We start from the raw sequence: 24,518 nt of genomic DNA on the forward strand, positions 1-24,518 counted from the left end.
GCTATCATGAGCAACAATTGGAAGCTGTCGAACAATCTGTTGCTGAGCGGGAACAATAAGCGAATGGCGAACATGATCGATCTGAACGACCTGCAATGCTTCGCCCGGATCTGCGAAGCGCAGAGCTTCACGGTGGCGGCCGAGCGCTTAGGCTTGCCGAAGTCGAGCGTGAGCCGGGCTTTGACGCGGCTCGAGCGGCGCTTGGGCGTGAGGCTCATCGAACGCACGACGCGCAGTTTGATGCTGACGGAGGCGGGCGAGCTCTACCTCGAGCGCTGCATGCGCATGCTGGAGGAAGCCGAGCAAGCCGATCTCGCGATCGGCGCGATGCATGCGAAGCCGCGCGGGCTGCTGCGTGTCGCCGCGTCGGTGCCTTTCACGCGATTCGTGCTCGCGCCGGTGCTCGGCGATTTTCTCGCGGCCTATCCGCAGGTGCGCGTGGAGATGCAACTGCTCGGCGCCGATGCTCGACCCGGCGATACGGCGGCCGACATCGTGATAGAGGCCGATCCGAGCGCGGATTCGTCGCTGCGCGCCACGCCGCTGTGCACCCTGCGCCTGGCCCCTTACGCGAGCCCCGCTTACCTCGCGGGCAGAGGGATGCCGAAGGCGCCGGCCGATTTGCGCGACCACGATTGCATTTCGTCGCACTGCGCCAAGCCGGGCTTGCCGGCCGGCACGTCGTCGTGGCGGCTGCAGCGTGGGGCGAACCGTCAGGAGGTGCGGTTCGAGCCGCGTGTGACCGCGGCCGATCCGTCGATCGCGCATCAACTGACTTTGGCCGGCGCCGGCATCGCGCTGCTCAACGAGCATGCGGCGCGATACGACGTCGAGGCGGGCCGCCTCGTGCGGGTGCTGCCCCAGTGGGAGCGCGAGCCTTTGCAGCTCTATGCGTTGTACGCCTCCCGGCTGAGCGCATCGCCGAAGGTCAGCGCTTTCCTGGGTTTTCTGCGCGAGCGCTTGAGCGATGACGGCAGCGGCATCAAGCCCGTGCTCCGGCCGCCCGAAACGCACATGCCTCGCCCGAACGAGGGAGCGCGCCGCCAGCGGTCGGCCGCGACCGTCGTTTGACGTTGGTCGAGGAGCGATTCATGGCTAACCGCGTGCACTACCGACATATCGCCGACATGCCTGGGCTCGTGCTTGGCGCGGCGCAATTCTCGACGTTCAGCTTCGACCGGCATTTCCATCTCGACTATCACATCGGGCTGGTCACGGAGGGCGTGCAGCGGCAACGGTGCAGGGGCAAAACGGTATTGATCGGCCCGGGCTGCGTGTCGCTGATGCCCCCCGGCGAGATTCACGACGGCGCGATCGATTCGGTGAGCGGCTACACGCTCCGTACGTTTCGCCTGTCTAGCGAGTTGCTCGGCAGCGTGGCCGAGGAGCTGAGCGGCACGCAGCGCGAACCCGCCTTGCCGGGCGCGCTGCTGGAAGATCCCGAACTCGCGATGCAGCTCGTTCGCCTGTTCGATGCGATGCGGGCCGAGGGCGACGCCGAATCGCTGGCCGTGCAATCCGAATGGTTGCGGCTCATGAATCTGCTGCTGACGCGCTCGCGCGCCATCGTGCCTCAGGAGAAAAGCGGCGCCTTATCGGCGGCGCGATGGGCGCGGGTCAGAGACTATTGTCATGCCCACCTAAGCGAAAAGATCACGCTCGATGCGCTGGCGGCGCTGTGCGATCTCGGGCGGTTCCAGTTCTTGCGGCAGTTCAAGGAAACGGTCGGAATGACGCCCTATGCGTGGTTGCTGCGCTTGCGCCTGGAGCAGGCGTGCGCGCTGCTCTCGCGTAGTCCGCAAACGGTGGCGGAAGTGGCGCAGGGGGTGGGTTTTTACGATCAAAGTCACTTCAACCGGGCGTTTCGTCAGGCATTCGGCGTGGCGCCGTCGAATTATTGACCACCGCGTTCGTCAATTTTTTACAATGCCCGCCGCACCGGCCTCGATAGGATGTCGACTACTGCAACGGTTGGGGCATGCGCCCCTGGACGATACGGGAGTCGATGCAATTGACGGCGAATCACGAACATATGCCGCCGGGCCACGAAACGCGGCCGGCTTTGGGGTTTTCCAGCGACAACATTGCCGGGGCGTCGCCCGAGGTGATCGAGGCGATAGCCGCGAGCAACGTCGGTCAAGCGGCGCCGTACGGGGCGGACGAGATCACGGCGCGCGTCGAGCGCAAGTTCAGCGAACTCTTTGAACGTGAAGTGAGCGTGCTGCTCGTGCCGACCGGCACGGCAGCCAACGCGCTGTGCCTCGCTGCTGTGACGCCGCCGTGGGGCAGCGTGCTGTGCCATCCGAGCAGCCACGTGAACAACGACGAATGCGGCGCGCCGGAGTTTTTCACGGGGGCGGCCAAGCTCGTGCCCGTCGACGGGCCGTCCGCCAAGATCGGCATCGAAGCGTTGCGCGCGGCCGCGCGGATGAAAGTGGGGGACGTGCACTCCGTGCAACCCTCGTGCGTCAGCATCACGCAAGCCACCGAGGTGGGCAGCGTCTATTCGGTCGATGAAATCGCAGCCATCGGCGACGTGTGCAAGTCGGCCTCGCTGCGCCTGCATATGGATGGTTCGCGCTTCGCGAATGCGCTTGTCGCGCTCGGGTGCACGCCCGCCGAAATGACATGGAAGGCGGGTGTGGATGCGTTGTCGTTCGGCGCGACGAAGAACGGCGTGCCCGCCGCCGAGGCGATCGTCCTGTTCGATACGGCGCTCGCTCGCGAGTTGGCGTTCCGGCGCAAGCGTGCGGGCCATCTCTTCTCGAAGATGCGATTTCTGTCGGCGCAGATCGACGCCTATCTGCGCGACGATCTCTGGTTGCGCAATGCGCGGCAGGCGAACGCCATGGCGCGGCGTCTCATGCTTGGGCTGCAGGCCTTCACGTGCATCGAAGTGCAGGGCGAGCCGCAGGCGAATATTCTGTTTTGCCGGCTGCCGTCGGCGCTGATCGATGCGCTGCTCGCGCAAGGTTTCACGTTCTATCGCGACCGTTGGGGCCCAGGTGTCGTTCGGCTGGTGACGTCGTTCGCGACGACGTCCGCCGATGTCGACCATTTCCTCGACAGCGTGCGCCGCGCCGTGGGTTGTAACAGTCAGTAATCGTTTCCACCCAAATTCGCACGCGATTCTGCGGGGGAGGCATTAACTTTTGCCCCCCAAGTCGACTACAGTCGTCGTTTCTTCCCGCATTTTCCGGCGCGTCTTTGCATGTGGATCGTCAACGTTGCCCTCAAGCGGCCCTATACGTTCATCGTCATGGCCATCCTCATCGTGTTGGCGACGCCATTTTCGCTGATGAGGACGCCTGTCGATATCCTGCCGAACATCGATATCCCCGTCGTCAGCATCATCTGGAGCTATCAAGGGCTGTCCGCGCAAGAGGTCGCCAATCGCATGACGTCGGTCAACGAGCGCGGCCTCACGACGACCGTCAGCGACATCGAGCACATCGAATCGCAGTCGCTGCCCGGCATTGCGATCATCAAGCTGTTTCTGCAGCCGAATGCCAGTCTTCAAACGGCCATCGCGCAGACGGTAGCGGTCGAGCAGGCCCAACTGAGGCAAATGCCGCCGGGCGCCACGCCGCCGCTCATCATCAGTTATTCGGCGTCCTCGATCCCGGTCATTCAGCTCGGGCTGTCGAGCCCGACGCTGTCGGAGCAGAACCTGAACGACACAGCGCTGAATTTCCTGCGGCCGCAGATCATCACGATCCCTGGGGCGCAGGTGCCCTATCCATACGGGGGCAAGACCCGCGTCGTTTCCGTCGATATCGATACCCGCGCCTTGCTGGCCAAGGGGCTCACGCCGCTCGACGTCGTCAATGCCGTCAATGCGCAGAACCTGATCCTGCCGACGGGCACCGCCAAGATCGGCCCGCGCGAGTACACGGTCGACATGAACGGTTCTCCGACGACGATCGCCGGTTTGAACGACTTGCCCGTACGCACCGTCAACGGCGCAACGACGTATCTGCGTGAAGTCGCTCACGTGCGCGACGGCTTCGCGCCGCAGACGAACATCGTGCGTCAGGACGGCCGGCGCGGGGTGCTGCTCTCCATCCTGAAGGCGGGCAACGCGTCGACGCTGGCGGTGGTGGATTCCGTGCACCGGCTGCTGCCCAATGTCGAGGCGACGTTGCCGCAGGGCGTCACGATCCGGGCGCTTTTCGACCAATCCCTCTTTGTAAAGGCCGCCATTACGGGCGTCGCGCGCGAGGCCGTCATTGCCGCCGCACTGACGGCCGCGATGATTTTGCTGTTTCTCGGCAATTGGCGCAGCACCTGCATCATTGCAATCTCGATTCCGCTTTCGATCCTTTCGTCGCTCCTCGCCCTGCATGCGCTGGGCCAAACGATCAACATCATGACGCTGGGCGGTCTCGCACTGGCGGTAGGCATTTTGGTGGACGATGCGACCGTCACGATCGAGAACATCGAGCGGCATCTGCATCTGGGCGCCGATCTGCACGATGCGATCCTCGAAGGCGCGGGCGAGATCGCCGTGCCGGCGTTCGTTTCGACGCTGTGCATCTGCATCGTATTCGTGCCGATGTTCTTCTTGACCGGCGTGGCGCGCTACTTGTTCGTGCCGCTCGCCGAGGCGGTCGTTTTCGCGATGCTCGCGTCGTACATTCTTTCACGCACCCTCGTGCCGACGATGGCGATGCTGCTGATGGGCCATGCCCATAGGCGTGCGCCGGGCGCGCGGCCGAACTTCTTTTTGCGGCTGCATCACCGTTTCGAGGCCGCGTTCGAGCGGATGCGCGCCGCCTATATCGTGCTGCTGAGCACGCTGCTCGTGCGCAGGCGCGTGTTTGCCGCGTCGTTCCTCGGGTTCTGCGTGGCGTCGCTCGGCTTGGCGTTCGTGCTCGGCGCCGATTTCTTTCCGTCCGTCGATGCGGGCGACATTCGGCTGCATATGCGCGCACCCACGGGCACGCGGATCGAAGAGACGGCGCGCCTGGCCGACGACGTGGAGAAGGTGATTCGCACCGTGGTGCCGCCGCACGACCTCGGTACGATTCTCGACAACCTGGGCCTGCCCTACAGCGGCATCAACCTTTCGTACAGCAACGCAGGCACGATCGGCACGCTCGACGGTGACATTCAGATCGCCCTGACATCCAATCACGCGCCCTCGCAGATTTACATCGACAAATTGCGCGCGATGCTGCCGCAGCGCTTTCCGGGCGTCGAATTCTTCTTTCAGCCGGCCGATATCGTCACGCAAATCCTGAACTTCGGTTCGCCGGCCGCGATCGACGTGCAGATCTCCGGGGCCAATCAACTCGCCAACTTCGATGCCGCGAGCCGGCTCATGAAAGCGGTGCGCACGATACGCGGTACGGTCGATACGCACATTCAGCAACGATTCGACGAGCCGATCATTCATCTGGAAATGGATCGCACGCGCCTGCAGCAATTGAATCTGAACGCGAACGATGTCGCGCAGAACGTGCTGATTTCATTGGCGGGGAGTACGCAAACGTCACCCGGTTTTTGGTTCAACCCGCGAAACGGCGTCGAATATCAGGTCGCGGTGCGCACGCCGCAATACCAGGTGACCTCCGTCGATGCCCTGTTGCGCACGCCCGTGGCGGCTCGGAACGCATCGCCCGATGCGCCGGGCGCGCAGCAATTGCTGGGCAATTTGGTTCAAGTGCAGCCCGCGCGCCAGTTCGCGTCGGTGACGCATTACAACATCCGCCCCGTCGTCGATTTGCTCGTCAGCGTCGAGGGCCGCGATCTCGGCGGCGTAGCCGCGCAAATCGACCGACTCGTCGCGCAGACGCGCGCCGAGCTGCCGCGCGGCAGTCAGATCGCCGTGCGCGGCCAGGTCGATACGATGCAGCGCTCCTATCTTGGCTTAGGCGTGGGTGTGGCGATGGCGATCGTGCTCGTCTACTTACTGATCGTCGTCAACTTCCAATCTTGGCTCGATCCGCTCATTATCGTAAGCGCGTTGCCGGCCGCGCTCGCGGGCATCGTCTGGATGCTGTTCTTGACGGGTACCCACCTGTCGGTACCGGCGTTGACGGGCGCGATCATGACGATGGGCGTCGCCACTGCGAACAGCATTTTGATGGTGTCGTTCGCGCGAGCGCGGCTGTCCGCCGGGGCGCCGCCGCTGACGGCCGCGCTCGAAGCCGGCGCGAGCCGTATCCGGCCCGTGTTGATGACGGCCTGCGCGATGATCATCGGCATGGTGCCGATGGCGCTCGGCCTGGGCGAGGGCGCGGAGCAGAACGCGCCGCTCGGCCGCGCGGTGATCGGCGGGCTGCTGTTCGCGACGGTTTCCACGCTGCTTTTCGTGCCGTTGCTATTCGGCGGCATTCATGGCCGTCTCGCGAGGCGGCGCGAGCGCCAAGCGCGGGCGCGAGAGAAAACGGACAAGACGGACGAAGCTTGAAGCCACTGTTTTTCTGGGTAATTTGATATGACGGAAGAATCTCACGCGTCCCTGGCTATTCCCCCGAGGGAGGACGGCGACGGCCCCATGCTGCCGCCGCGCGACCGCGTGTGGCGGCGCGCGAAGATCGCGCTCGTCGTGGTCCTCGCGCTGCTTGCCGTGGGCGCGCTGCGTTCGGTCGTAGCGAATATCTGGAACGAGAGGGCCGCCGCAAGCGCCACCGCGCAAAACGCGAAGCAGTACGTCGACGTGGTGACGCCGAAGATGGCGAAGGGCGCGGGCGACATGCTGTTGCCCGGCACGTTGCGCGGGTTCGTGGAATCGCCGATCTACGCGCGCGCCACCGGCTACCTGCTGCATTGGTATGTCGATATCGGCGCGCACGTGAAGCAAGGCCAACTGCTGGCCGATCTGGATACGCCGGAGATCGATCAAGAACTCGCCCAGGCACGGGCGCAGCGCCAGCAAGCCAGCGCGAGCCTCGCTCTGGCGAAGACGACGCTCGAGCGCTGGCAGCAGCTGCGCCAACGCGATGCCGTTTCGCAGCAGGAGCTCGACGATCGGCAAGGCGCCTACAACCAGGGCGTCGCGAACCTCGCCGCCGCCGATGCCAATGTGAAGCGGCTGCGGCAATTGGAGTCGTTCAAGCGCATCGTGGCGCCGTTCGACGGCGTCATTACTCAGCGCAATGTGGATATCGGCGATCTGATTACGGCGGGCAGCGCGACGAGCCGTGCGCTGTTCGCGCTCGCGCAAGCCAATCCGCTGCGGGTTTATGTTCAGCTTCCGCAGGCCTACTCGCAGAACGTCAAGGTAGGCATGCCCGTGGAGATCACGCAAGCCGAACTGCCGGGGCAATCGTTCCGCGGCACGATCACGCACGTATCGGGCGCGATCGACGTGATCACGCGCTCGCTACAGATCGAAGTGACGCTCCCGAACCCGGACGACAAGCTGCGTCCCGGGGCTTACGTGCAAGTGGCGATGCCGCAGTCCCAGCATGCTCATATGCTCGTGCCCGGCAACACGCTGCTGTTTCGCGCGGAAGGGCCACGGCTCGCGGTCGTCGATCGAGACGGCGTCGTCCATTTGCACAAGGTCACGATCGCACAAGATCTGGGGCAGGAACTCGAAATCGACAGCGGCATTGCACCGACCGACAAGATTGTCGTCAACCCGAGCGATTCGATCGCCGAGGGCGACCACGTGAACATCGTGCCGCCCGGCGCGGACAAGGGGTTGTCCTGATGCGGGGCGGCGGCTTCATTCAGGCAGTGCTCGCGTCGACGGCCTTCGCGACGCTTGCCGCGTGTACGGTCGGTCCGGACTACAAGCGCCCGGATGCGGCCGCGCCGCCGAGCTGGCAAACCGATTCGTACTGGCGGCAAGCCGAACCATCCCATGCGCCGTTGACGCTCGATTGGTGGCGCGCGTTCGACGATGGCGAACTGAGCGGGCTCGAGCAGCGCGCACTGACACAAAGTCAAACGCTGGCCGCGGCAAGCGCCCACTATGAGCAAGCGAAGGCGACGCTCGCCGCCACGTCGGCGCTGCGGGCGCCCGAACTCGATCTGCAGGCGCAGCTCGCGCGCGCGAAAATTTCGAAAGACCGGCCGTTGACGAACTATGCGACGCCGAATCAATCGACGGTGCAAAACTCGGTGACCCTCGAGCCGACCGTCACCTATGACGCCGACTTGTTCGGGCGAATCCGACGCGAAGTGGAGGGCGCAAAGGCATCGGAGCAACAATCCGCCGACGATTTGGCGAACGCGCGGCTCGTGCTGACGACCGATCTTGCGACGGACTATTTCGCACTGCGTGAACTCGATGCGGAAATCGACGTATTGGATCAATCCGTGCGTTTGCAGAAGAAGGCGCTCGACTACGTGAACGCCGAGCACGAACTCGGATCGGTTTCGGGGCTCGATCTCTACCAGCAGCAATCGCAGCTCGACGCCACGCGCGTTCAGGCCACGTTGCTCGTCAATCGGCGCGCGCAGTACGAGCATGCGATCGCGGCACTGATAGGCATACCGGCGCCGCAATTCGCAATCGCGTCGAAAGTGGTCGAGCTTCACGTGCCTTCGATCGCGCTCGGGGTGCCCAGCGATGTGCTGCAACGGCGTCCCGACATCGCGTCGGCCGAGCGCGCGATGGCCGCGGCCAATGCGCAAATCGGCGCGGCGAAGGCGGCCTTCTTTCCGAGCCTGGTGCTCAGTCCCGGCATCGGATGGGAGGCGACGACTTTTGCGAAACTGTTGACGGCCCCGAGCCTGATGTGGACGCTCGGGGCGCAGGTGAGCCAGGCCGTCTTCGACGGTGGGCGACGCAAGGCCAACGTGAATCGGGCCAACGCGGCTTACCAGGAAGCGCAGGCGAACTATCGACAAACCGTGCTCAACGCTTTTCAGCAAGTGCAGGACGGCGTGACGGGACTTTCCGTGCTCGACGCGGCTTCGAAGCAGGCGCATGCCGCGGTCGTGGATTCGCAGCGGCTCCTTTCACTGGCGAACGATCGTTACTCGGGCGGGCTCGTCGCCTACCTGAATGTGATTGCAGCGCAGCAGTCGCTGCTCACGAGCCAGCGCACCGAAGCGCAGGTGCGCGGGCAGCAGATGGGCGCCGCCGTGGCGCTCGTCAAAGCGCTGGGCGGCGGATGGGATGACAACGTCTCGTCAAAGCCGCCGATGGCGGCGCGTGGGCAGTAGGGGGCGGGCCAATCGCCCTATTTCTGCGGCGTGGGCGCACTCGCGGGTGGAACGCCGCTCGCCGGCAGCTTTCGATACTGCTCGCGCCACTTTTGCAAATCGCCATTCCATTCGGGGGCGAGCTTGATCAATTGAGTGGCCGACGCTTTGCCGAACGACAATTGAGCATCGGCGAGCGCACGGATCTCGTTTTTCTCCGCCTTTGACGATAGAAACGCGGAAAACGCGGGCAACTCCCGCGCGAATTCCTTTTGGATCCGATCGATCGCATCGCCTTCGAGCGTCGCCGTCGTGCTCATCATCGTCGGGGCGACGGCGCCGCCGCTCACATCGTCGCCGGTATGCGCGGCGTCGCTTTGCCATTGCAGCATGAGCAATATCTGTCGCGACATCAAAAGCACGGCCGTGCGGCGCTTCATGACATCGGGCGCCGGTGTGGCGGGCGAAGCAGGGGCCTTTGCGCCGCCTGCCCGTGCGAGCCGCTGCATTGCGTTGAATTCGATCGTGGTCAAGCGAGCCTGAAACGCCAGAAATCGGCGGCCCGTTTCCGTGGCGTAAAAGCCGATCAACGCGGCGGCGTCGCGGCGCGAAAGACGATGGGCGTAGCTGTTCGCCAGCGCGTCGCGATACATGCGCTGCAACTCGGGCTCGACGGTCTTGATGCGCTCCTCGCGACGCCGCGCGCAGTCGAGCGCGATGGTTTGCCGCATAGGTTCCCAGCGAGGATCCTTGTCGTTCCAATTCGGATTGCTGGGATCGACGGCGCCGATGTTCTCCTGCGCGCAGTTGGAAATTTCGTCCGCGGCGTCGGCGCCGGGATGCGTCAATGCCGGCGACGTTTTCAACTGTTGAGCCGCCAGCAGCCTTTCGATCTGGAGCGCGTCCGGCGGCGTGACCGGCGCTGCGCCGCCGGCCACGTGCTGGGCCGGCGCGTTCAGCGAAAAGGCGGGGGCGTCCAACGGCTGCACCGGTTGAGCGGGGCCGTGCAGGCATAGGAGAACGATGCCGGCGCCTATCCGCGCCGCGCGACGAGTCATGGCGATGTCCCCCCGGTTGACGCGATTTTTTTCCTTTTATCGCGATGGGCCGGCCCGCTGCGGCGCCCGGCAGGCGAGGCGATGGTCCGCTACGCTTGCGCATTGTGCCGGGCGCGCGGGCCGCCGTCTGAGCGGTGGCGAACGATAGAGCGTCGTTCAGGCCGCCATCGGCTTTGCCGAGCACGCGCCGTCGATCGGCACGCTTACGGCAGGGCCCACCACGTCGGCAGTAGACGCCTGACTTCCGCACGTCGATAGCGATCGTCGATCAGGTGTAAAACGCCGACGTCCGTTTCCGTGCGGATGACACGCCCGGCAGCCTGGACGACTTTCTGCAGCCCTGGGTACAGGTAGACGTAGTCGTAGCCGCTGCCGAACTTGGCGTCCATCGCACGCCGCATTTCCTCGTTGACGTCATTGATTTGCGGCAAGCCGAGCGTGGCGACGAACGCGCCGATCAACTGCTCGCCCACCAGATCGACGCCTTCAGCGAACGCGCCACCCAGCACCGCGAGCCCAATGCCGCGGCCTCCCACGCGAAACCTCGCCAGGAATGCGTCGCGTGCCGCTTCGTCCATGCCGGGCGCTTGCGTCCAGATCGGCACGTTCGGATGACGGTCGAGCATGAGTTCGGCGATGCGCTCTAGGTAGTCGAAGCTGCTCAGGAAGCCTAAATAATTGCCCGGCCGCTGCTCGTATTGGCGCGCCATCAAGTCGACGATGGGCATGAGCGAGCGTTCGCGATCGCGCCAGCGTGTGGACACGTGCGAGGCGACGTGGATTTCGAGTTGCTGGGCTTGGAATGGGCCGTCGACGCACAGCGAAACGGTCGCTTCGGGCAGGCCGAGCATGTCCCGGTAAAACCGCTCCGGCGCGAGCGTACCCGAGAACAGCACCGTGGCGCGCGCCGTGGCGTGTCGCGGCGCGAGAAAGTGCGCCGGCACGACGTTGCGCACGCACAGCGTCGAGCAACGGCGGCTTCGACCCGGCTCGCTCGCTGCGTTCGGCTTTCCGTGCAAACGGACGTCGAATACGGAGTGCTCCCCGAATTGTTCGGACAACGAAACGAAATGCATGGCGTCGAAGAACACGCGCAGCAGCGTATCGTCGATCGAGAGCGGCGCGTCCGCGAGATGATCGGTCACGGCGCCGATGAGGTTTTGCGCCGCCGACAAAAGACGCTGCGGCACCTGCGCATAGGCCTGATAGGCATTTTCCTGCGCTCGACCGAGCGCGTTCCATTCGCGCTGCAGCCGCTGCATCGGCTGTTTCAGCGCGGCGGGCGCGGCCTTGCCGGCTGCTTTGAACGCGGCTTGATCGATCGACGCCGTGTACATCTTGCGTCCGCGTTCGAGCAGGTTGTGCGCCTCGTCGACGAGCACCGCCACGCGCCATTGGTTGATGCGCGTCAGCGCATGAAGCAGCGCGCTGCTGTCGTAGTAGTAGTTGTAGTCGCCGACGACGACATCGGCCCAGCGTGCGAGTTCTTGGGCCAAGTAGTACGGACAAACATCATGGGCGAGGGCGCAAGCGCGCACCGTTTCGCGATCGAGGCGGCGTTTCGCAAGCACCTGTGCACGTGCTTGCGCGAGCCGATCATAGAAGCCGCGCGCGAGCGGGCACGATTGCCCGTGGCACGCCTTGTCCGGGTGCTCGCAGGCTTTGTCTCGCGCCACGAGTTCGAGCGTGCGCAGCGGCATGCCGCCCGCGTGCGCGTGCAGCGTATCGATGGCGTCGAGCGCGAGCGCGCGGCCCGGTGTCTTCGCCGTGAGAAAGAACACGCGCTCGACGTGCCCTTGGCCGCAGGCCTTCAGCGTCGGAAACAGCGTGGCGAGCGTCTTGCCGATGCCCGTCGGCGCTTGCGCCATCAGCGCGTGAGCGTCCCGCGCGGCCCGATAGACTCGAACCGCAAGCTCGCGCTGGCCGCTGCGAAAGGCTCCGTGGGGAAAGGTCATGCCGTCGAGCGCAGCGTCGCGTGCGAGCCGATGCGCGCTCTCTTGCTTCGCCCAACCGAGAAAACGTTCGCACTGCTGATCGAAGAACGCCCGCAGCGCGGCGGCGTCGTACGCTTGCGTGAGGACCGTTTCTTTGCGTGAGCCGACGTCGAAATAGACGAGCGCAACGTTCAGTTGTGCGAGACCGCGTGTTTGACAAAGCAGGTGACCGTAGACAAGCGCTTGCGCCCAATGAAGCGCCCGGTGATTGTCGGGCATTGCATCGAGCTGGCCGCGATAGGTCTTGATTTCCTCCAGCCGGTTGAGCGCCGGGTCGTACCCGTCCGCGCGGCCGCGCACGGTCAATTCGTCGTAGGCGCCGCTCAGCGTCAACTCGGTTTCGTAGCCGGCAGCGCGTCGGCCCGCAACGGCCGCATGGCCCTCCATGCCTTCGAGCGCGGTGGGCGAGGGCGTGAAGCGAAGGTCCAAGTCTCCCCGCTTGGCCGTGAACTCGCAAAGCATGCGCACGGCGACGACGTAGCTCATGCGGCGGCCTCGTCGAGCGGCACGCTACTCGACTGGGCCCAGCGGACGTCGAGCACGCGCACGGGCATATCGTGGGCCATGCAAAAGCGCAGCCAACGAATTTGATTGTCCTGCAGCTTGTCGCCCGGGCCTTTGACTTCGATGAACTCGTAGCGGCGCTCGGCCGGCCAAAAGCGAACGAGGTCGGGCAGGCCGGAGCGATTCTCTCGGATGTCGACGAGCAGGCGGGCAAACCAGTGTCTCAGGTGGTCGGCCGGCAAGCAGTCGAGCGCCAGTTCGACGAGTTCGGGCGTCAGCATGCCCCAAAACACGAATGGCGATTGAATGCCTGCTTTGGCGGCGAGGTGCCGACGGATCGTGTCGCGGTAGGCGTCGCTCTCGAGCTGCGACAGGCAGCGCTCGAATGCTTCGGCGCGGCGGGCGAGGAAATCGGGCGCATGCAAATCGGCGGGCCCGCGCTGGAACGGGTGGAAGAACGCGCCGGACACGGGGGAGAAGACGGCTTCCCAGCACAGCAGCCCGAACAACGAGTTGACGAGGCCGTTCTCCACGTAGAAAACCGGCGCCGCGTCGGTGCTCAGGTGGTCGCGCGCGACGTATTCCACGGAAAACGGTTCGTCAGGATACGGCAGCACCAGCGTTTCGCGCGCGATGTCATGGGTTAGACCGCGCGCGGGGCGTTCGACTTTTTGTCCCGCGGCCTTGGCGAGCCTTCCCAGCATGCGCTCGACACGTTGGGATTCGGCCTCGCTTTCCGGGGCGCATAACGCCAGCGCGGCCAAGGCCAGCGCTTCGCTTGCGCGGGCGTCGCGTTCGAGCACGCGGATGCGCCGATGGCGCGCCCCAGGCCACGTGCTGCGCGCGTACGCATCGTGCGCGCAAGGCCAATGACCGAGGCGTTCGGCCCGCTGACCGGCGCGAAACAGCAGCTTCGCGCGTCTCGTCTCGAGCCAGGGATTGTCGATGTCGATGCGCGTCGCCTCGGCAACGAGGGCGTCGATGTCATGCGCGTCGACGAGCGTGTCGAGGGCGGCGCGGCAAGCATGCAGCGCGAGATAGGCCGCGATGTCGCCGCGCGTGCGAAATGCCCGCGCCTCGGGCGAAAGCGGCACCGATTCGTACTGGTAGACGCCAAGATCGGCGAGCACGAACTCCGACCAATCTTGGTGCAGGTTGCCGAAGAACATGAGCCGGAACGTGTCGCAAAGGGGATCGATCGTCGTACGCAACGCACGATCGGTCGCGCCCGGCGGCGGGCCCGGGGCCCAGTCGGCGTAGCGCCGCGGCTCGGGATAAGCGGCGCGGAGGGTGTCGAGCCACGCCGCTTTGCGCGCATGCTTGCTGGCCGCCAAGGCGCGAAACATGCGCGAGAGTTCGGCCCGCGTGGCTACCGAAAACAATTCGTCGATCGTCACGAGCGCATCGGCATCGACCCAGCCGAGGGCCGCCAGCGGCGCGGCGGCTTCGTTGGGGCAGCCGATCTCGTCGTACACGAGCCGGCTGGCGCGAAACAGCGGCCCTCGCCGCATCAGCATGCGCACGAGCAAGGCGCGCGAGGGCATGGCCAGCGTGGGGAACGTGCGAAGGAAGGCGCGTTCGCCCGCATCGAGCAAATCGTCGTAGCGCTCGGCGATCCACGCCAGCGCGCGCTCGAAATTCAGCAGGTAATACGGCGACGAGGGCGACGAAGCCACGGGAGCGGGGGGCGACACGGCAAGATTGCGCGAACTGTATAAATATACAGGGATGATAGCAAAATTGTGCGGGGTCGCCGCGCGCCCGCGCACGACGCGCTGCCCGGAATCGCCCTTGCGCGGCGATAATAGCGGCCGGCCGCGGCCCCGCGGCTCCGATAAACTCGATCGAGATCTTATGGACGCATCGGCGCGTATCGTTCGCTTCCTCCGCAATCGCCCCCGTATTTTCATCGGCGTGGCGTTGGGCGTGCTCGCCTACGTTATCGCGCCTTGGCATTTGCGGCCGATTCAACGGGCCCTGCTCGCCTGGGACTTCGGCATGTGGACGTATCTGTTCATGATTTGGACGCTGATGGCGCGTGCGAGCCCCGAAGACGTGCAGCGCGTGGCCGAGCGCGAGGACGAAGGCGCCACGGCCGTGCTGGCGATCATCACGGGCGCGGCCATCGCCAGTCTAGTGGCCATCGTGGTCGAGTTATCGGCGGCGAAGGGGCTAGGCGCGGCCCAAGCCGGCATCAACTATGCATTGACGGGCGGCACGATGGTGGGCGCGTGGCTGCTGATTCCGACCGTGTTCACGCTGCAGTACGCGCGCTACTACCATCAGGCCGGCGAGAACGAAGCCTCGCTCAAGTTTCCCGAAGGCGATCAAGCGCTCGACTACTGGGACTTCTTGTACTTCTCGTTCACGATCGCCGTAGCGTCGCAAACTTCCGATGTCTCGCTGTGCTCGCGTCGCGCCAGGCGAACGGCCCTGGCGCAATCGATCTTGTCGTTCTTCTTCAACGCGGCCGTGTTGGGCCTATCCGTGAATATCGCGGCAGGCCTGCTGGGCTCGTGATCGTGAGATCGACGATGTCTATCGCATGCGCGGCGTTTCGTGCGCGCGCAGATCGAACACGAGCACATCCGCGTCGCTCCCGTCTGTCAGCGTGAGCGTGGTTTCGTCGCGCAGCTTGACGCCGTCGCCCGCGGTGAGCCGCATGCCGTTCAGCGTGACTTCGCCTTGGGCCACGTGCACGTACGCGTAGCGTTCGGGCGGCAGCGCGAGCGAGGCCGTGTCCGCGCCGTCGAGACGGGCGGCATAGACGCGGGCGTCTTGGCGTAGCACGAGCGAACCGTCGGCGCCGTCGGGCGAGAGCATCAAGCGCAGCTTGCCGCGCTTCTCTTCGGGGCCCACGTGCATCTGCTGATAGCGCGGCTGTGCGCCCAGCGCCGCTTCCGACGGCAAAATCCAGATCTGCAGGAAGTGCACGGGATCGCTCGGCGATGGGTTGTATTCGCTATGCGCGACGCCGCTGCCTGCGCTCATCAACTGCACGTCGCCGGGCACGATCGTCGAACCGGTGCCCATCGAATCGCGGTGTTCGAGCGCGCCTTCCAACACGTACGAAAAGATCTCCATGTCGCGATGGGGATGACGGCCGAAGCCTTGTCCCGCCGCAACGCGATCGTCGTTGATCACGAGCAGATCGGAGAAGCCGACTTGCTTCGGGTCGAAGTAGTGAGCAAAGGAAAACGTGTGGCGGGAGCTGAGCCAACCGTGTTCCGCCACGCCGCGATCGCCTGCTTGCCGGATTTCAATCATCTTCGTTTCTCCAAGACGTTAGGACGCCGAACGAATGAAGCATGTCGGGCATCGATGGCTATGCAGTCTAGGCCAACGTCCGGAACAACAGAAGACACGCGGCGCCGACTCACTGTCCCATGGGTGAGACAATCGCCGGCGCTGGAGATAAGGCTGCCGTCAACGGCGGGTCAGGGTGTCGATAGGCAGCCGGGCGACGATCGAGAACCCCGAGCCGAGCGCGCTGTGGATCGACAGCGTGCCGCGCAGCTGCGCCACTCGGTCGGCGATGCCCGACAGCCCCATGCCCGTCGAATGCACGAGCTGGCGGGCACTCGATGCGGCGCCGATGCCGTCGTCCGCGATTCGAAGCACACAGCGTTCGCCGTCGCGAAAGAAGTCGATCGTCACCGTTTTCGCAGATGCATGGCGGGTGACGTTCGTCAGCGCTTCTTGAACGATGCGGAAAATCACCGTGGCCGCGGGCTCGCCGATCTCCAGTGCGTCGAGCCGCAGGCGGCACGCAACGCTTACGCCCGAACGATTGGCGAATTCGGCCGTCAACCATTCGACCGCGGCGGGAAATCCCAGCGTTTCGAGCGCGAGCGGCCGCAGCTGTCGCGTCAATCGTTTGACGCAGGCTAGCGACGATTCGATTTGAGCCTGCAGATCTCGAATCGCCGCGTCGAGCGGCCGGCCCGCGCCTGGTTCCCCGGCGTCGGCAAGGCGTTCGACGCGATGCGCCGTCAGCTCCAGCGCGCTTAGATGCTGTCCGAGATCGTCGTGGAGCTCCTGCGCGATGCGTTTGCGCTCGTCCTCGCGCACGGCGTGCGCTTCCTCGGCGCGACGGGCTTCGACCACGCTCCGCGGGTCGCGCGACCCGGCGCAATTGCCGGCGTTCGCGGCGACTCGGCAGCGCTGGCCCAGGGTCAAACTCGTGCGCAACGCGGCAAGCAAACCCTCGGCCGCGGCTCGCTCGGCGCCGCCGGGCCGAAAATGCGTCACGCGGGCTTCTTGCTCGCGCACGAGGCGGGTGGCGACGTCGATCGCGCGATCGATCGCGTGCGGTTGATTGTGCGGCACGGTTAGCGGCATCGGATGAGAGAGCCAGTCGTCGGTCGGTTTCACATGACGTCGTTGTCGTCGATCAAATGATGGCGTAAGGCATAGCGCACGAGTGCGGCCTCGCTCGAGATGCCCATCGCATGGAATATGCGCGCCTTGTAGTTGCTGACCGTCTTCGTGCTCAGGCTCACCGCCCGTCCGATCTCTGTCGGATTTTCCCCGCGCGCCAGCCTCATGAAGATGTCGAATTCACGATCGTTCAATTGTTGATGCGGCGCCGATTCCGGCGGCGCGGTCAAGTTTCGCGCGACGAAATCGACCATCCAAGGCCCCACGTAGCTGCCGCCCGCCGACACTTTGCGCAACGCTTGCGCCAATTCCGGCGCGGCGCTGCGCTTGGTCAGATACCCATGGGCGCCGGCCATGAACGCGCGCATCGCGAACTGCCGTTCCTCGTGCATCGTCAGCACCAGAACCTTCAGTTCGGGGGCTTCGTCGCGAATCTTCTTGACGAGTTCGATGCCGCTGCGCCCGGGCATCGACAGGTCGAGCAGCAGCACGTCGGCCCGCGTGCGACGGATCAACGCCATCGTCGAGGCTGCATCGGACGCCTCGCCTTCGACCGTCGCGCCTTCCATGCCTTGCAGAAGTTCGCGCAGTCCTTCTCGGAATACCGGATGGTCGTCCGCAAGCAGTATGCGGATGGCGCGCATCGCGCCGCCATTCGGCGAAAATCCGATCGCATCTCTCTTTGGATCGGTCAGAACTGTGCTCATGAATGAGTATGCGAGAGAAGTAATGATGATAATGGGCGATAGCCTCTCGCCATCATAATCGCCCGCATTCGTCTAATTGATTCAGGTTTTCCCTGCGGTCAATTGCCGGGAAGCAACTGACTGCATCGTACCGCGAGTCGCTTGCTATTTCCATCGCTTGGCGAAGCAATGATCGATTTTGTTCACACTTTCATCTGATGATTGTTGAAAGGCGCACCCCGCCGTCGTGCCGGAGCGATGTTGGTCTTTGTACTAAAGTCACTTCAATTGCCGCCGTTAACGTCGTTAGGCTGGCGAACGACGCGCGCGGTTCTTCGTTGGACTCGCATCGACTGCCTATGTTTTCAGCAAACGCCGACGTGAAAGATCCGCTGTGTTTCTCGTGTAGTGGGGAAATGCCAAAAAATATAAATACTATTAGTCACATCGGCAATTAGCGTCGGTCTTTGCTACGGGGATCGACGCCGCCGCTTTACGGGCGAAGGCTTCGGGCTGCGAAACGCGTTCGCCCCGTGCTCTCCGAAGTAGCGCCACAACCGCTGCGCGACAGGACCGTGGGGTTTGTCGCCACGCCTTGCGACGACGATCTCCTCGCAGGCGCCGGGCAAATGCCGCCCTGCCAGCGACCGTAGCCGATCGGCGCGCAAATCGTCTTCGATCATGTACTGGGGCAGATGCCCCCAGCCCAATCCGTGCAGGATGATTTCCCGCGTCATCGATTGATCGGCGACCGTGCATTGCGGCGCCCCTTCCAGCACGAAGTAGTCGCGCGGCGCGGTGTGGCGCGCCGTGTCCCGCATCACGCATTGCGTGAGTTCGCGCAGGTGCTCGGGCTTGACCATTCGCGGCAGACCGGCGGGCAGCAGCGCCGGCGCGATGACGGGGATCAGTTCGACCTTGCAAAGGTCGGCCCATTCCAGGCGAGGGTCGGCTTTGTCGATGCGATGGACGATCAAATCGGCGTCGCCGTCGAGCAGGCGCTCCTGCGGCCCGCCAACCGCCTCGACGTGCAGATGCATTCGCGTGCCCGGGCATGACGCGAAGAAGAGCGCAAGCAGCGCGAGCGTTGGGTCTCGCGGGCAGAGATCGCCGATGACGACGTGCAACTCGCTTTCCTCTCCCATCGCCAATTGCGACGCGTACGTGCGCAGCCCGTTGAATTCGGTAAGCAGCGTTTGCGCCTTGCGGTGGAAGGCGCGGCCGTCCGCCGTCAATCGAACGCGGTACCCGCTGCGGTCGAGCAAGGCGATGCCGAGTTGCCGTTCGAGCCGCGCCACGGCCGAGAACACGGCGGGGTGCGAGCGGTGGAGCGCCGCGGCGGCTGCTTGAAAACCGCCGGCGCGGACCACCGTATCAAAGCAATGCAGATCGTGCAGCGTGAATTCATTCATCGGCGGCCTCGGGCGCGGTGGCGAATAGGAAGGGTTACAAAGAATATCAAAACTTTGTAATGTCATTGCGCGCGGCATGCCTCTACGATTGATTCGTCGAACTGAAGTAACCAACGGCTCAACGCTTCGATCAAGGAGAAATCGTCATGGAAGCCTTATCGTTTTTTACGGCCGGCGACGGCGCGCGCATTGCCTATCGCTTCGACGGGCGCGAGGATGCGCCCGTGCTGATGTTGTCCAACTCCATCGCTACGACACTGCATATGTGGGACGGGGTGACGCCCGATTTGGCCGAGCACTTCCGCGTATTGCGCTACGACACGCGGGGCCATGGCGCCTCCGATGCGCCTGCCGGGGCGTATTCGATCGATCGGTTGGGGCGCGACGCGATCGAACTGCTCGACGCGCTCGAACTCGAGCGCGTGCATTTTCTCGGGCTTTCGCTCGGGGGCTTCATCGGCCAATGGCTCGGCATTCACGCGCCGGAGCGGATCGATCGCCTCATTCTCAGCAACACGTCCTCGCACCTCGGCCCGCCCGAGTTGTTCGATCAACGAATCGCGGAGCTCGCTCGAACCGACGACATGAGCGCGATGGCGGAGATGTTCATGAGCAATTGGTTTCCGGCGCGGATGATCGAAGCGCGGCTTCCGGTGGTGGATGCGTTTCGAACGATGGTGCTGAGCACGACGCCGCAAGGGCTGGCCGGCAGCTTCGCCGCCGTGCGCGACGCCGACCTGCGCCGCCCCGTTGCGCTGATTACCGCGCCGACGCTCGTCATCGCGGGCGAGTACGACACGGTGACGGCCGCGAGCCACGGCGAGGCGATCGCGGCCGCCATACCGGGCGCACACTACCTGTCGCTGCCGACAGTGCATATGCCCAATGTGGAGAGCGCGCCGGCGTTCGTCGGCGCGGTGCGCGAATTTTTGCTCGACCGATAGAAAGCAAGCGGGCGCGGGCGCGGGCTCGGGGCTCGGGGTTCGACGAAACCCCGCCGCTATGCGGCCCGCGGTGCGGAATGATGATCCGGGCGGCCTTCGTCGGCAGCGGGAAACTGCAGCATGGCAACCTCGAGGGCCGCTTCGCGCCACGCGTCGATGCCGCCCTTGAGCGGCAGGACGTCGCGAAAGCCGGCATCCATCAGCTTCTTCGCCATCCAAGCCGCCGACACTTCGTTGGGGCACGAGCAATAGATGACCAGCTTTTGCTCGGGCCGGTACGTGGCGATGATCTCGTCGAGTCGGCGTTCGTCGGCGAACAAGGCGCCGGGTATGACGTAGGGGTCGAGCCGGCGCTTCTCTTCCGATCGAATGTCGAAGATGATGGGCGCCGTTTGCGCCGACATCAGCGCGTAGAGCTCGTCCACACCGATGCGCGCGTTGGCGAGCTTTTTCATCAAGGCTCGCCTGCGCATCCACCGGTAGGCGGCGTACAGGATCAACAACACCGCCACGACGAGCAGGCTCGCATGGCCCAGGCGGCCCGCCGCCGCGAACATCCAATCGACCTGACGCGACACCAGCACGCCGATGGCCAAGCCGAGGCTGGCCCAGATCGCCGCGCCCACGCCGTCGTGGGCGACGAATGCGCGATAGGGCGTGCCGAGCGCGCCGGCCAACGGTACGGACAGCAGAGACAGACCCGGCACGAGCTTGGACACCGTCAGCACGCGTACGCCCCAGCGGCCGAAGAAGCGCTCGGTCTTCTTGACGCACGTATCGCGCGACAACGACAGACGGCATAACGTCTTGAGCGTCGCGCCCCCGTATCGCCGGCCCGCCAGGAACCACACGCTGTCGCCGATCACCGACGCGAGCACGGCAAGGGCGAGGACGGGCATGAGCTGCGCCCCGATCGAGCCTGGGTGCAGCGCGGCCATGGCCCCGAACAGAACGAGCGTCGGCATGGCCGGCACGGGCAGCCCCAGCGATGCGGCGAGCGCATTGACGAAGACGAGCGCCGGCCCGTAGCGCGCGACCAAATCGTGGAGCATCGGAAGTTTCCTCGTGACGAGCGACCGCTCGAAAGACGGCGATTCCGAATTATGCCGCGATCGGCGTCATGTGTGCCGGCGCGGCGTGAACGCGCACTACGTGTAATCTGCGCCCGAGGCGCGCTGCCGTCCTCGCGGATCGCCGAGGTCGAAACCGAATACCCACGGAAAAAACGCCTAGCCGCATCGGAGGCTAGGCGAAACCGCCGATAACCGGCGGCGGAGGTACCGATGCGCGACGGCCTGCCGTCGCGGTCACGAAAGCAGGCCGAGAATCGTTCGATGCAATGAAGTTGTTTTCATCGCGCGGCGGCCTCGATCGTGCCGATCGGGGCGCCGCCGTGCGATCTTCGACAGCGCTAAGAATCAATGTCCGCCGAAGTACAGCGGTTGGAGCCCGTCGTTCTTCACGGGCGCGCCCGAGGCGGACGTGCCGGCGTGCGTGCCGCCGAAGGCCGTGCCGTTGCCGTTTTGCGCATCGACCCGAGCTTGCGCGGTCTGCACGTCGCTCGGATAGTACGGATCGTTGCCCGTGCTGCGCAGGCCGCCGGCTTGCTGGAATTGCGTGAGTTCGGCCTTGACTTGATCGCGCGTCACAGGCGCGTTCGACTGCGCGAATACGGCGACCGGAGCGGTCAGGGCGGCGGCGATAACGATGGATTGAATGAGCGACTTCATGATATTTACCTCCAAGAGTTGGTATGTACTGCGTGTCCGTCGGTCTTGCGTCAAGTTCGTTGCGTTGAACCGATGACTGCAGTCTAGCGATCGAACGCTCTAGGGTTAACGCCTAGTTTGATAAATCATCGTTACGGATTTGGTCATAATCGACGCATCCGGGCGGGGGCATCGCGGCTTCTTTTGCGGAGTGCGGCATGCGGCATGGATTACGAAAGACTTGCGTGTTGGCGGCCTTGTTGCTGGGGCCGGCGCTCTCGTCGGCTCAGGCGCCGAACACCGTGCAGCTCGAGGATTTGACGTGGACCGAGTTGCGCGATGAGATCGCCGCGGGCAAGACGACCATCCTCGTGCCGATCGGCGGCACCGAACAGAGCGGGCCGTACGTGGCGCTCGGCAAGCACAACGAGCGAGCGCGGTTTCTCGCAACGCGCATTGCGCAGGGGCTCGGCAATGCGCTCGTCGCGCCCGTCATCGCCTATGTGCCCGAAGGCGGCTATGCGCCGCCCACCTCGCACATGCGTTTTCCGGGGACCATCACCGTGCCGGACGACGTCTTCGAAAAGACGCTCGAATCGGCCGCGAACAGCTTCGCCGTGCACGGCTTCAAGAACGTCGTGTTTCTCGGCGATCACGGCGGCTATCAGAACGACATCAAGCAAGCGGTCGCGCGTTTGAACAAGGCCTGGGCCGGCACGAAAGCGCGTGCCTTCGTGCCGGCCGAGTACTACGGCGAAAGCGCCGAAGGGTATGCGCGCACATTGCGGCAGAAGGGCTTTCGCGACGATGAGATCGGCACCCATGCGGGGCTGGCCGACACCGCGCTGATGTTGGCCGTCGATCCCCATGCGGTGCGGCTCGAGGCGCTGCGCCGAGCGCCGAAACTCGGCGCGGCCGACGGCGTGTACGGCGGGGATCCGCGGCGCGCCACCGCGGCGCTCGGGCAGCTCGGCGTCGATGCGATCGTCGAGCGCACCATCGAGGCCATTCGCAAAGAGACGGCGGGCCGTTGAAGCACCGGGTGCGCGCCCAGCGTCGCACATCGATCATCGACAGGGAGGGGGAGCAATGCGATTGAACGAAAACGGCCGCCGCGTTTCGCGGACGCCTTCGCCGCTCTGGTTGGCTTCGTCGATCCGCGGCGCGATCGTCGGCGCATGGATCGCGCTGGCGCCGTGCGGCGCATCGGCGGGGGGGATTCAAACGGTGGACGGCATGCCGCCGGTCGTCGACCCGTCGAACCTGTACGGCGAAGCGCGTGCGAACCACTTGAGCGCCGCCGTGAACGGCGCGCTCGCGCGCGTGTACGTGCCGAACCTGCGATCGAACGACGTCTATGTGATCGATCCGTCGACGTTCAAGGTGGTCGATAAGTTTCCCGTCGGGCGCAGCCCTCAGCACATCGTGCCGTCATGGGATCTGCATACGCTGTGGGTCACCAACAATGCGGAAGGCCGCACCGACGGCAGCTTGACGCCGATCGATCCGACGACCGGAAAACCCGGCGCCGCTGTCACGGTCGACGATCCCTACAACATGTACTACACGCCGGACGGCAAGGATGCGATCGTGGTGGCCGAGGCGCACGCGCGCCTCGATTTCCGCGATCCGAAGACGATGGTCCTGCGCTCGAGCCTCGCCGTGCCCGAGTGCAAAGGCATCAATCACGCCGACTTTTCCATCGACGGAAAATACGCGATCTTCACCTGCGAGTTCGGCGGCAAACTCGCCAAGATCGATATGACGCAGCGAAAGGTGGTGGGCTACTTGGAGCTGCAAAAGAAGGGCATGCCGCAGGACATCCGCGTGTCGCCCGACGGTAAGGTGTTCTACGTGGCCGATATGATGGCCGACGGCGTGTACGTCGTCGACGGCGACAGCTTTCGGAAGATCGGCTTCATCCAGACCGGCGTCGGCACCCATGGTCTTTATCCGAGCCGGGACGGCGCCAAGCTCTACATCGCCAACCGCGGTTCGAACCACGTCCATGGCGGCCGGCACGGCCAGGGCAGTGTGTCGGTGCTCGATTTTTCGACGCGCAAGGTCGTCGCGACGTGGCCCATCCCTGGCGGCGGCAGCCCCGATATGGGCAATGTCAGCGCCGACGGCAAGACGCTCTGGCTATCGGGGCGGTTCGACGATGTGGTCTACGCCTTCGATACGTCGAGCGGCGCCGTGAAGTCGATTCCCGTCGGCATGGAGCCGCATGGGCTGACCGTATGGCCGCAGCCCGGGCGGTATTCGCTCGGGCATACGGGCAACATGCGTTAGCGCGGCACGTTCAGACGCCTCGCTTGGCGGGGCGCAGCGCATAGGCGCCGTCGCCGAGCAGGAACAGCACGACGAGCGCGATCGCCCAGAACGCGGGATACTCCCAGCCGCCGCCCTTGTTCGTGAAAAGCCAGCCGTTCGCCCCGTGGACGAGCACGACCGTGCCGAACATTTCCAGCGCCAGCGGCACGGCCACCCACGACGCGTAGACGCCCAGGATCAGCGCGAGGCCGCCGACGAGTTCGAGCGCGATCGTCAAATAGGCCGCAAGCGCCGGCAAGCCCAGCGAGGCGAAATAGCCGACGAAGCCGGGTACGCCGAACACGAACACTTTCAGGCCCACGTGCGCGAGAAACAGAATGCCCAGGCTCAGGCGCAGGAGCAGCGCGGCCAGCGGGGCGGTTTTGTCGTTGATCATGATAGTTTGATTTCCT

Annotated in this window: 20 protein-coding genes; 10 read left to right on the plus strand and 10 right to left on the minus strand. The window is 64.7% G+C overall.

The genetic code is table 11. The features are described from left to right. Window positions 1-6 precede the first annotated feature (6 nt). The 6 genes from ACTHNR_RS24575 to ACTHNR_RS24600 all read left to right on the plus strand — a co-directional run bounded on the left by ACTHNR_RS24575 (window position 7) and on the right by ACTHNR_RS24600 (window position 9,126). Window positions 7-1,071, plus strand: coding sequence for a LysR family transcriptional regulator (locus ACTHNR_RS24575; RefSeq protein ID WP_440551035.1), 1,065 nt, complete (start codon window positions 7-9; stop codon window positions 1,069-1,071). Window positions 1,072-1,091: 20 nt separating this feature from the next. Beyond that, a complete protein-coding gene (locus ACTHNR_RS24580; RefSeq protein WP_440551037.1) occupies window positions 1,092-1,901 on the plus strand; it encodes an AraC family transcriptional regulator in 810 nt (269 codons plus the stop codon). 104 nt (window positions 1,902-2,005) lie between these two features. Continuing rightward, entirely contained in the window at window positions 2,006-3,103 is a 1,098-nt protein-coding gene (locus ACTHNR_RS24585; RefSeq protein WP_440551039.1) for a threonine aldolase family protein, read from the plus strand. A 108-nt stretch (window positions 3,104-3,211) separates the two neighbouring features. Then, window positions 3,212-6,415, plus strand: a complete 3,204-nt coding sequence (locus ACTHNR_RS24590) for an efflux RND transporter permease subunit (RefSeq protein WP_440551041.1) — start codon at window positions 3,212-3,214, stop codon at window positions 6,413-6,415. Window positions 6,416-6,442: 27 nt separating this feature from the next. After that, the gene (locus ACTHNR_RS24595) at window positions 6,443-7,663 is read left to right on the plus strand and encodes an efflux RND transporter periplasmic adaptor subunit (protein WP_440551043.1); all 1,221 of its coding nucleotides are present in this window, start codon (window positions 6,443-6,445) and stop codon (window positions 7,661-7,663) included. Continuing rightward, complete coding sequence (locus tag ACTHNR_RS24600) at window positions 7,663-9,126, plus strand: efflux transporter outer membrane subunit (protein WP_440551045.1); 1,464 nt, start codon at window positions 7,663-7,665, stop codon at window positions 9,124-9,126. The genes ACTHNR_RS24595 and ACTHNR_RS24600 overlap by 1 nt, the downstream gene beginning before the upstream one ends. A gap of 17 nt (window positions 9,127-9,143) precedes the next feature. On the opposite strand, the gene ACTHNR_RS24605 is transcribed toward ACTHNR_RS24600, so the two are convergent. The 3 genes from ACTHNR_RS24605 to ACTHNR_RS24615 all read right to left on the minus strand — a co-directional run bounded on the left by ACTHNR_RS24605 (window position 9,144) and on the right by ACTHNR_RS24615 (window position 14,355). After that, window positions 9,144-10,163: a DUF2059 domain-containing protein gene (locus ACTHNR_RS24605; protein ID WP_440551047.1), complete on the minus strand. Its 1,020-nt coding sequence runs from the start codon at window positions 10,161-10,163 to the stop codon at window positions 9,144-9,146. A 203-nt stretch (window positions 10,164-10,366) separates the two neighbouring features. Further along, window positions 10,367-12,643, minus strand: coding sequence for an ATP-dependent DNA helicase (locus ACTHNR_RS24610; protein ID WP_440551049.1), 2,277 nt, complete (start codon window positions 12,641-12,643; stop codon window positions 10,367-10,369). Beyond that, a complete protein-coding gene (locus ACTHNR_RS24615) occupies window positions 12,640-14,355 on the minus strand; it encodes a VRR-NUC domain-containing protein (protein WP_440551051.1) in 1,716 nt (571 codons plus the stop codon). Before ACTHNR_RS24615 ends, ACTHNR_RS24610 begins: the two co-directional genes overlap by 4 nt. Before the next feature lie 160 nt (window positions 14,356-14,515). Here ACTHNR_RS24615 and ACTHNR_RS24620 point away from each other — a divergent pair, with 160 nt between their 5' ends. Continuing rightward, window positions 14,516-15,181, plus strand: coding sequence for a DUF1345 domain-containing protein (locus ACTHNR_RS24620; RefSeq protein WP_440551053.1), 666 nt, complete (start codon window positions 14,516-14,518; stop codon window positions 15,179-15,181). Window positions 15,182-15,199: 18 nt separating this feature from the next. On the opposite strand, the gene ACTHNR_RS24625 is transcribed toward ACTHNR_RS24620, so the two are convergent. From ACTHNR_RS24625 to ACTHNR_RS24640, 4 genes are all read right to left on the minus strand, one after another. After that, the gene (locus tag ACTHNR_RS24625; protein ID WP_440551055.1) at window positions 15,200-15,928 is read right to left on the minus strand and encodes a pirin family protein; all 729 of its coding nucleotides are present in this window, start codon (window positions 15,926-15,928) and stop codon (window positions 15,200-15,202) included. 159 nt (window positions 15,929-16,087) lie between these two features. Further along, complete coding sequence (locus ACTHNR_RS24630; RefSeq protein ID WP_440551057.1) at window positions 16,088-17,035, minus strand: sensor histidine kinase; 948 nt, start codon at window positions 17,033-17,035, stop codon at window positions 16,088-16,090. Then, window positions 17,032-17,685, minus strand: a complete 654-nt coding sequence (locus ACTHNR_RS24635) for a response regulator (protein ID WP_440551190.1) — start codon at window positions 17,683-17,685, stop codon at window positions 17,032-17,034. Before ACTHNR_RS24635 ends, ACTHNR_RS24630 begins: the two co-directional genes overlap by 4 nt. A 512-nt stretch (window positions 17,686-18,197) precedes the next feature. Beyond that, the gene (locus tag ACTHNR_RS24640; protein WP_440551059.1) at window positions 18,198-19,139 is read right to left on the minus strand and encodes a LysR family transcriptional regulator; all 942 of its coding nucleotides are present in this window, start codon (window positions 19,137-19,139) and stop codon (window positions 18,198-18,200) included. 146 nt (window positions 19,140-19,285) lie between these two features. Between ACTHNR_RS24640 and pcaD the strand changes: the two genes are divergently transcribed. Continuing rightward, the gene (gene pcaD, locus ACTHNR_RS24645) at window positions 19,286-20,083 is read left to right on the plus strand and encodes a 3-oxoadipate enol-lactonase (protein ID WP_440551061.1); all 798 of its coding nucleotides are present in this window, start codon (window positions 19,286-19,288) and stop codon (window positions 20,081-20,083) included. A 56-nt stretch (window positions 20,084-20,139) separates the two neighbouring features. Here pcaD and ACTHNR_RS24650 read toward each other — a convergent pair whose 3' ends face one another. Continuing rightward, window positions 20,140-21,135, minus strand: coding sequence for a DedA family protein/thiosulfate sulfurtransferase GlpE (locus ACTHNR_RS24650; RefSeq protein ID WP_440551063.1), 996 nt, complete (start codon window positions 21,133-21,135; stop codon window positions 20,140-20,142). A gap of 366 nt (window positions 21,136-21,501) precedes the next feature. After that, window positions 21,502-21,813 carry a DUF4148 domain-containing protein gene (locus ACTHNR_RS24655; RefSeq protein ID WP_440551065.1) on the minus strand — a complete coding sequence of 104 codons (312 nt, stop codon included), beginning with the start codon at window positions 21,811-21,813 and terminating at the stop codon, window positions 21,502-21,504. A 197-nt stretch (window positions 21,814-22,010) separates the two neighbouring features. On the opposite strand from ACTHNR_RS24655, the gene ACTHNR_RS24660 reads away from it, so the two are divergent. Then, window positions 22,011-22,826 carry a creatininase family protein gene (locus tag ACTHNR_RS24660; RefSeq protein ID WP_440551067.1) on the plus strand — a complete coding sequence of 272 codons (816 nt, stop codon included), beginning with the start codon at window positions 22,011-22,013 and terminating at the stop codon, window positions 22,824-22,826. Window positions 22,827-22,881: 55 nt separating this feature from the next. Then, the gene (locus ACTHNR_RS24665) at window positions 22,882-24,084 is read left to right on the plus strand and encodes a YncE family protein (protein WP_440551069.1); all 1,203 of its coding nucleotides are present in this window, start codon (window positions 22,882-22,884) and stop codon (window positions 24,082-24,084) included. A 10-nt stretch (window positions 24,085-24,094) separates the two neighbouring features. Here the strand turns inward: ACTHNR_RS24665 and ACTHNR_RS24670 are convergent, their stop codons facing one another. After that, window positions 24,095-24,502, minus strand: coding sequence for a DoxX family protein (locus ACTHNR_RS24670; protein ID WP_440551071.1), 408 nt, complete (start codon window positions 24,500-24,502; stop codon window positions 24,095-24,097). Window positions 24,503-24,518 lie beyond the last annotated feature (16 nt).

It is taken from the genome of Trinickia sp. (assembly GCF_051954495.1).
GTDB lineage: Bacteria > Pseudomonadota > Gammaproteobacteria > Burkholderiales > Burkholderiaceae > Trinickia.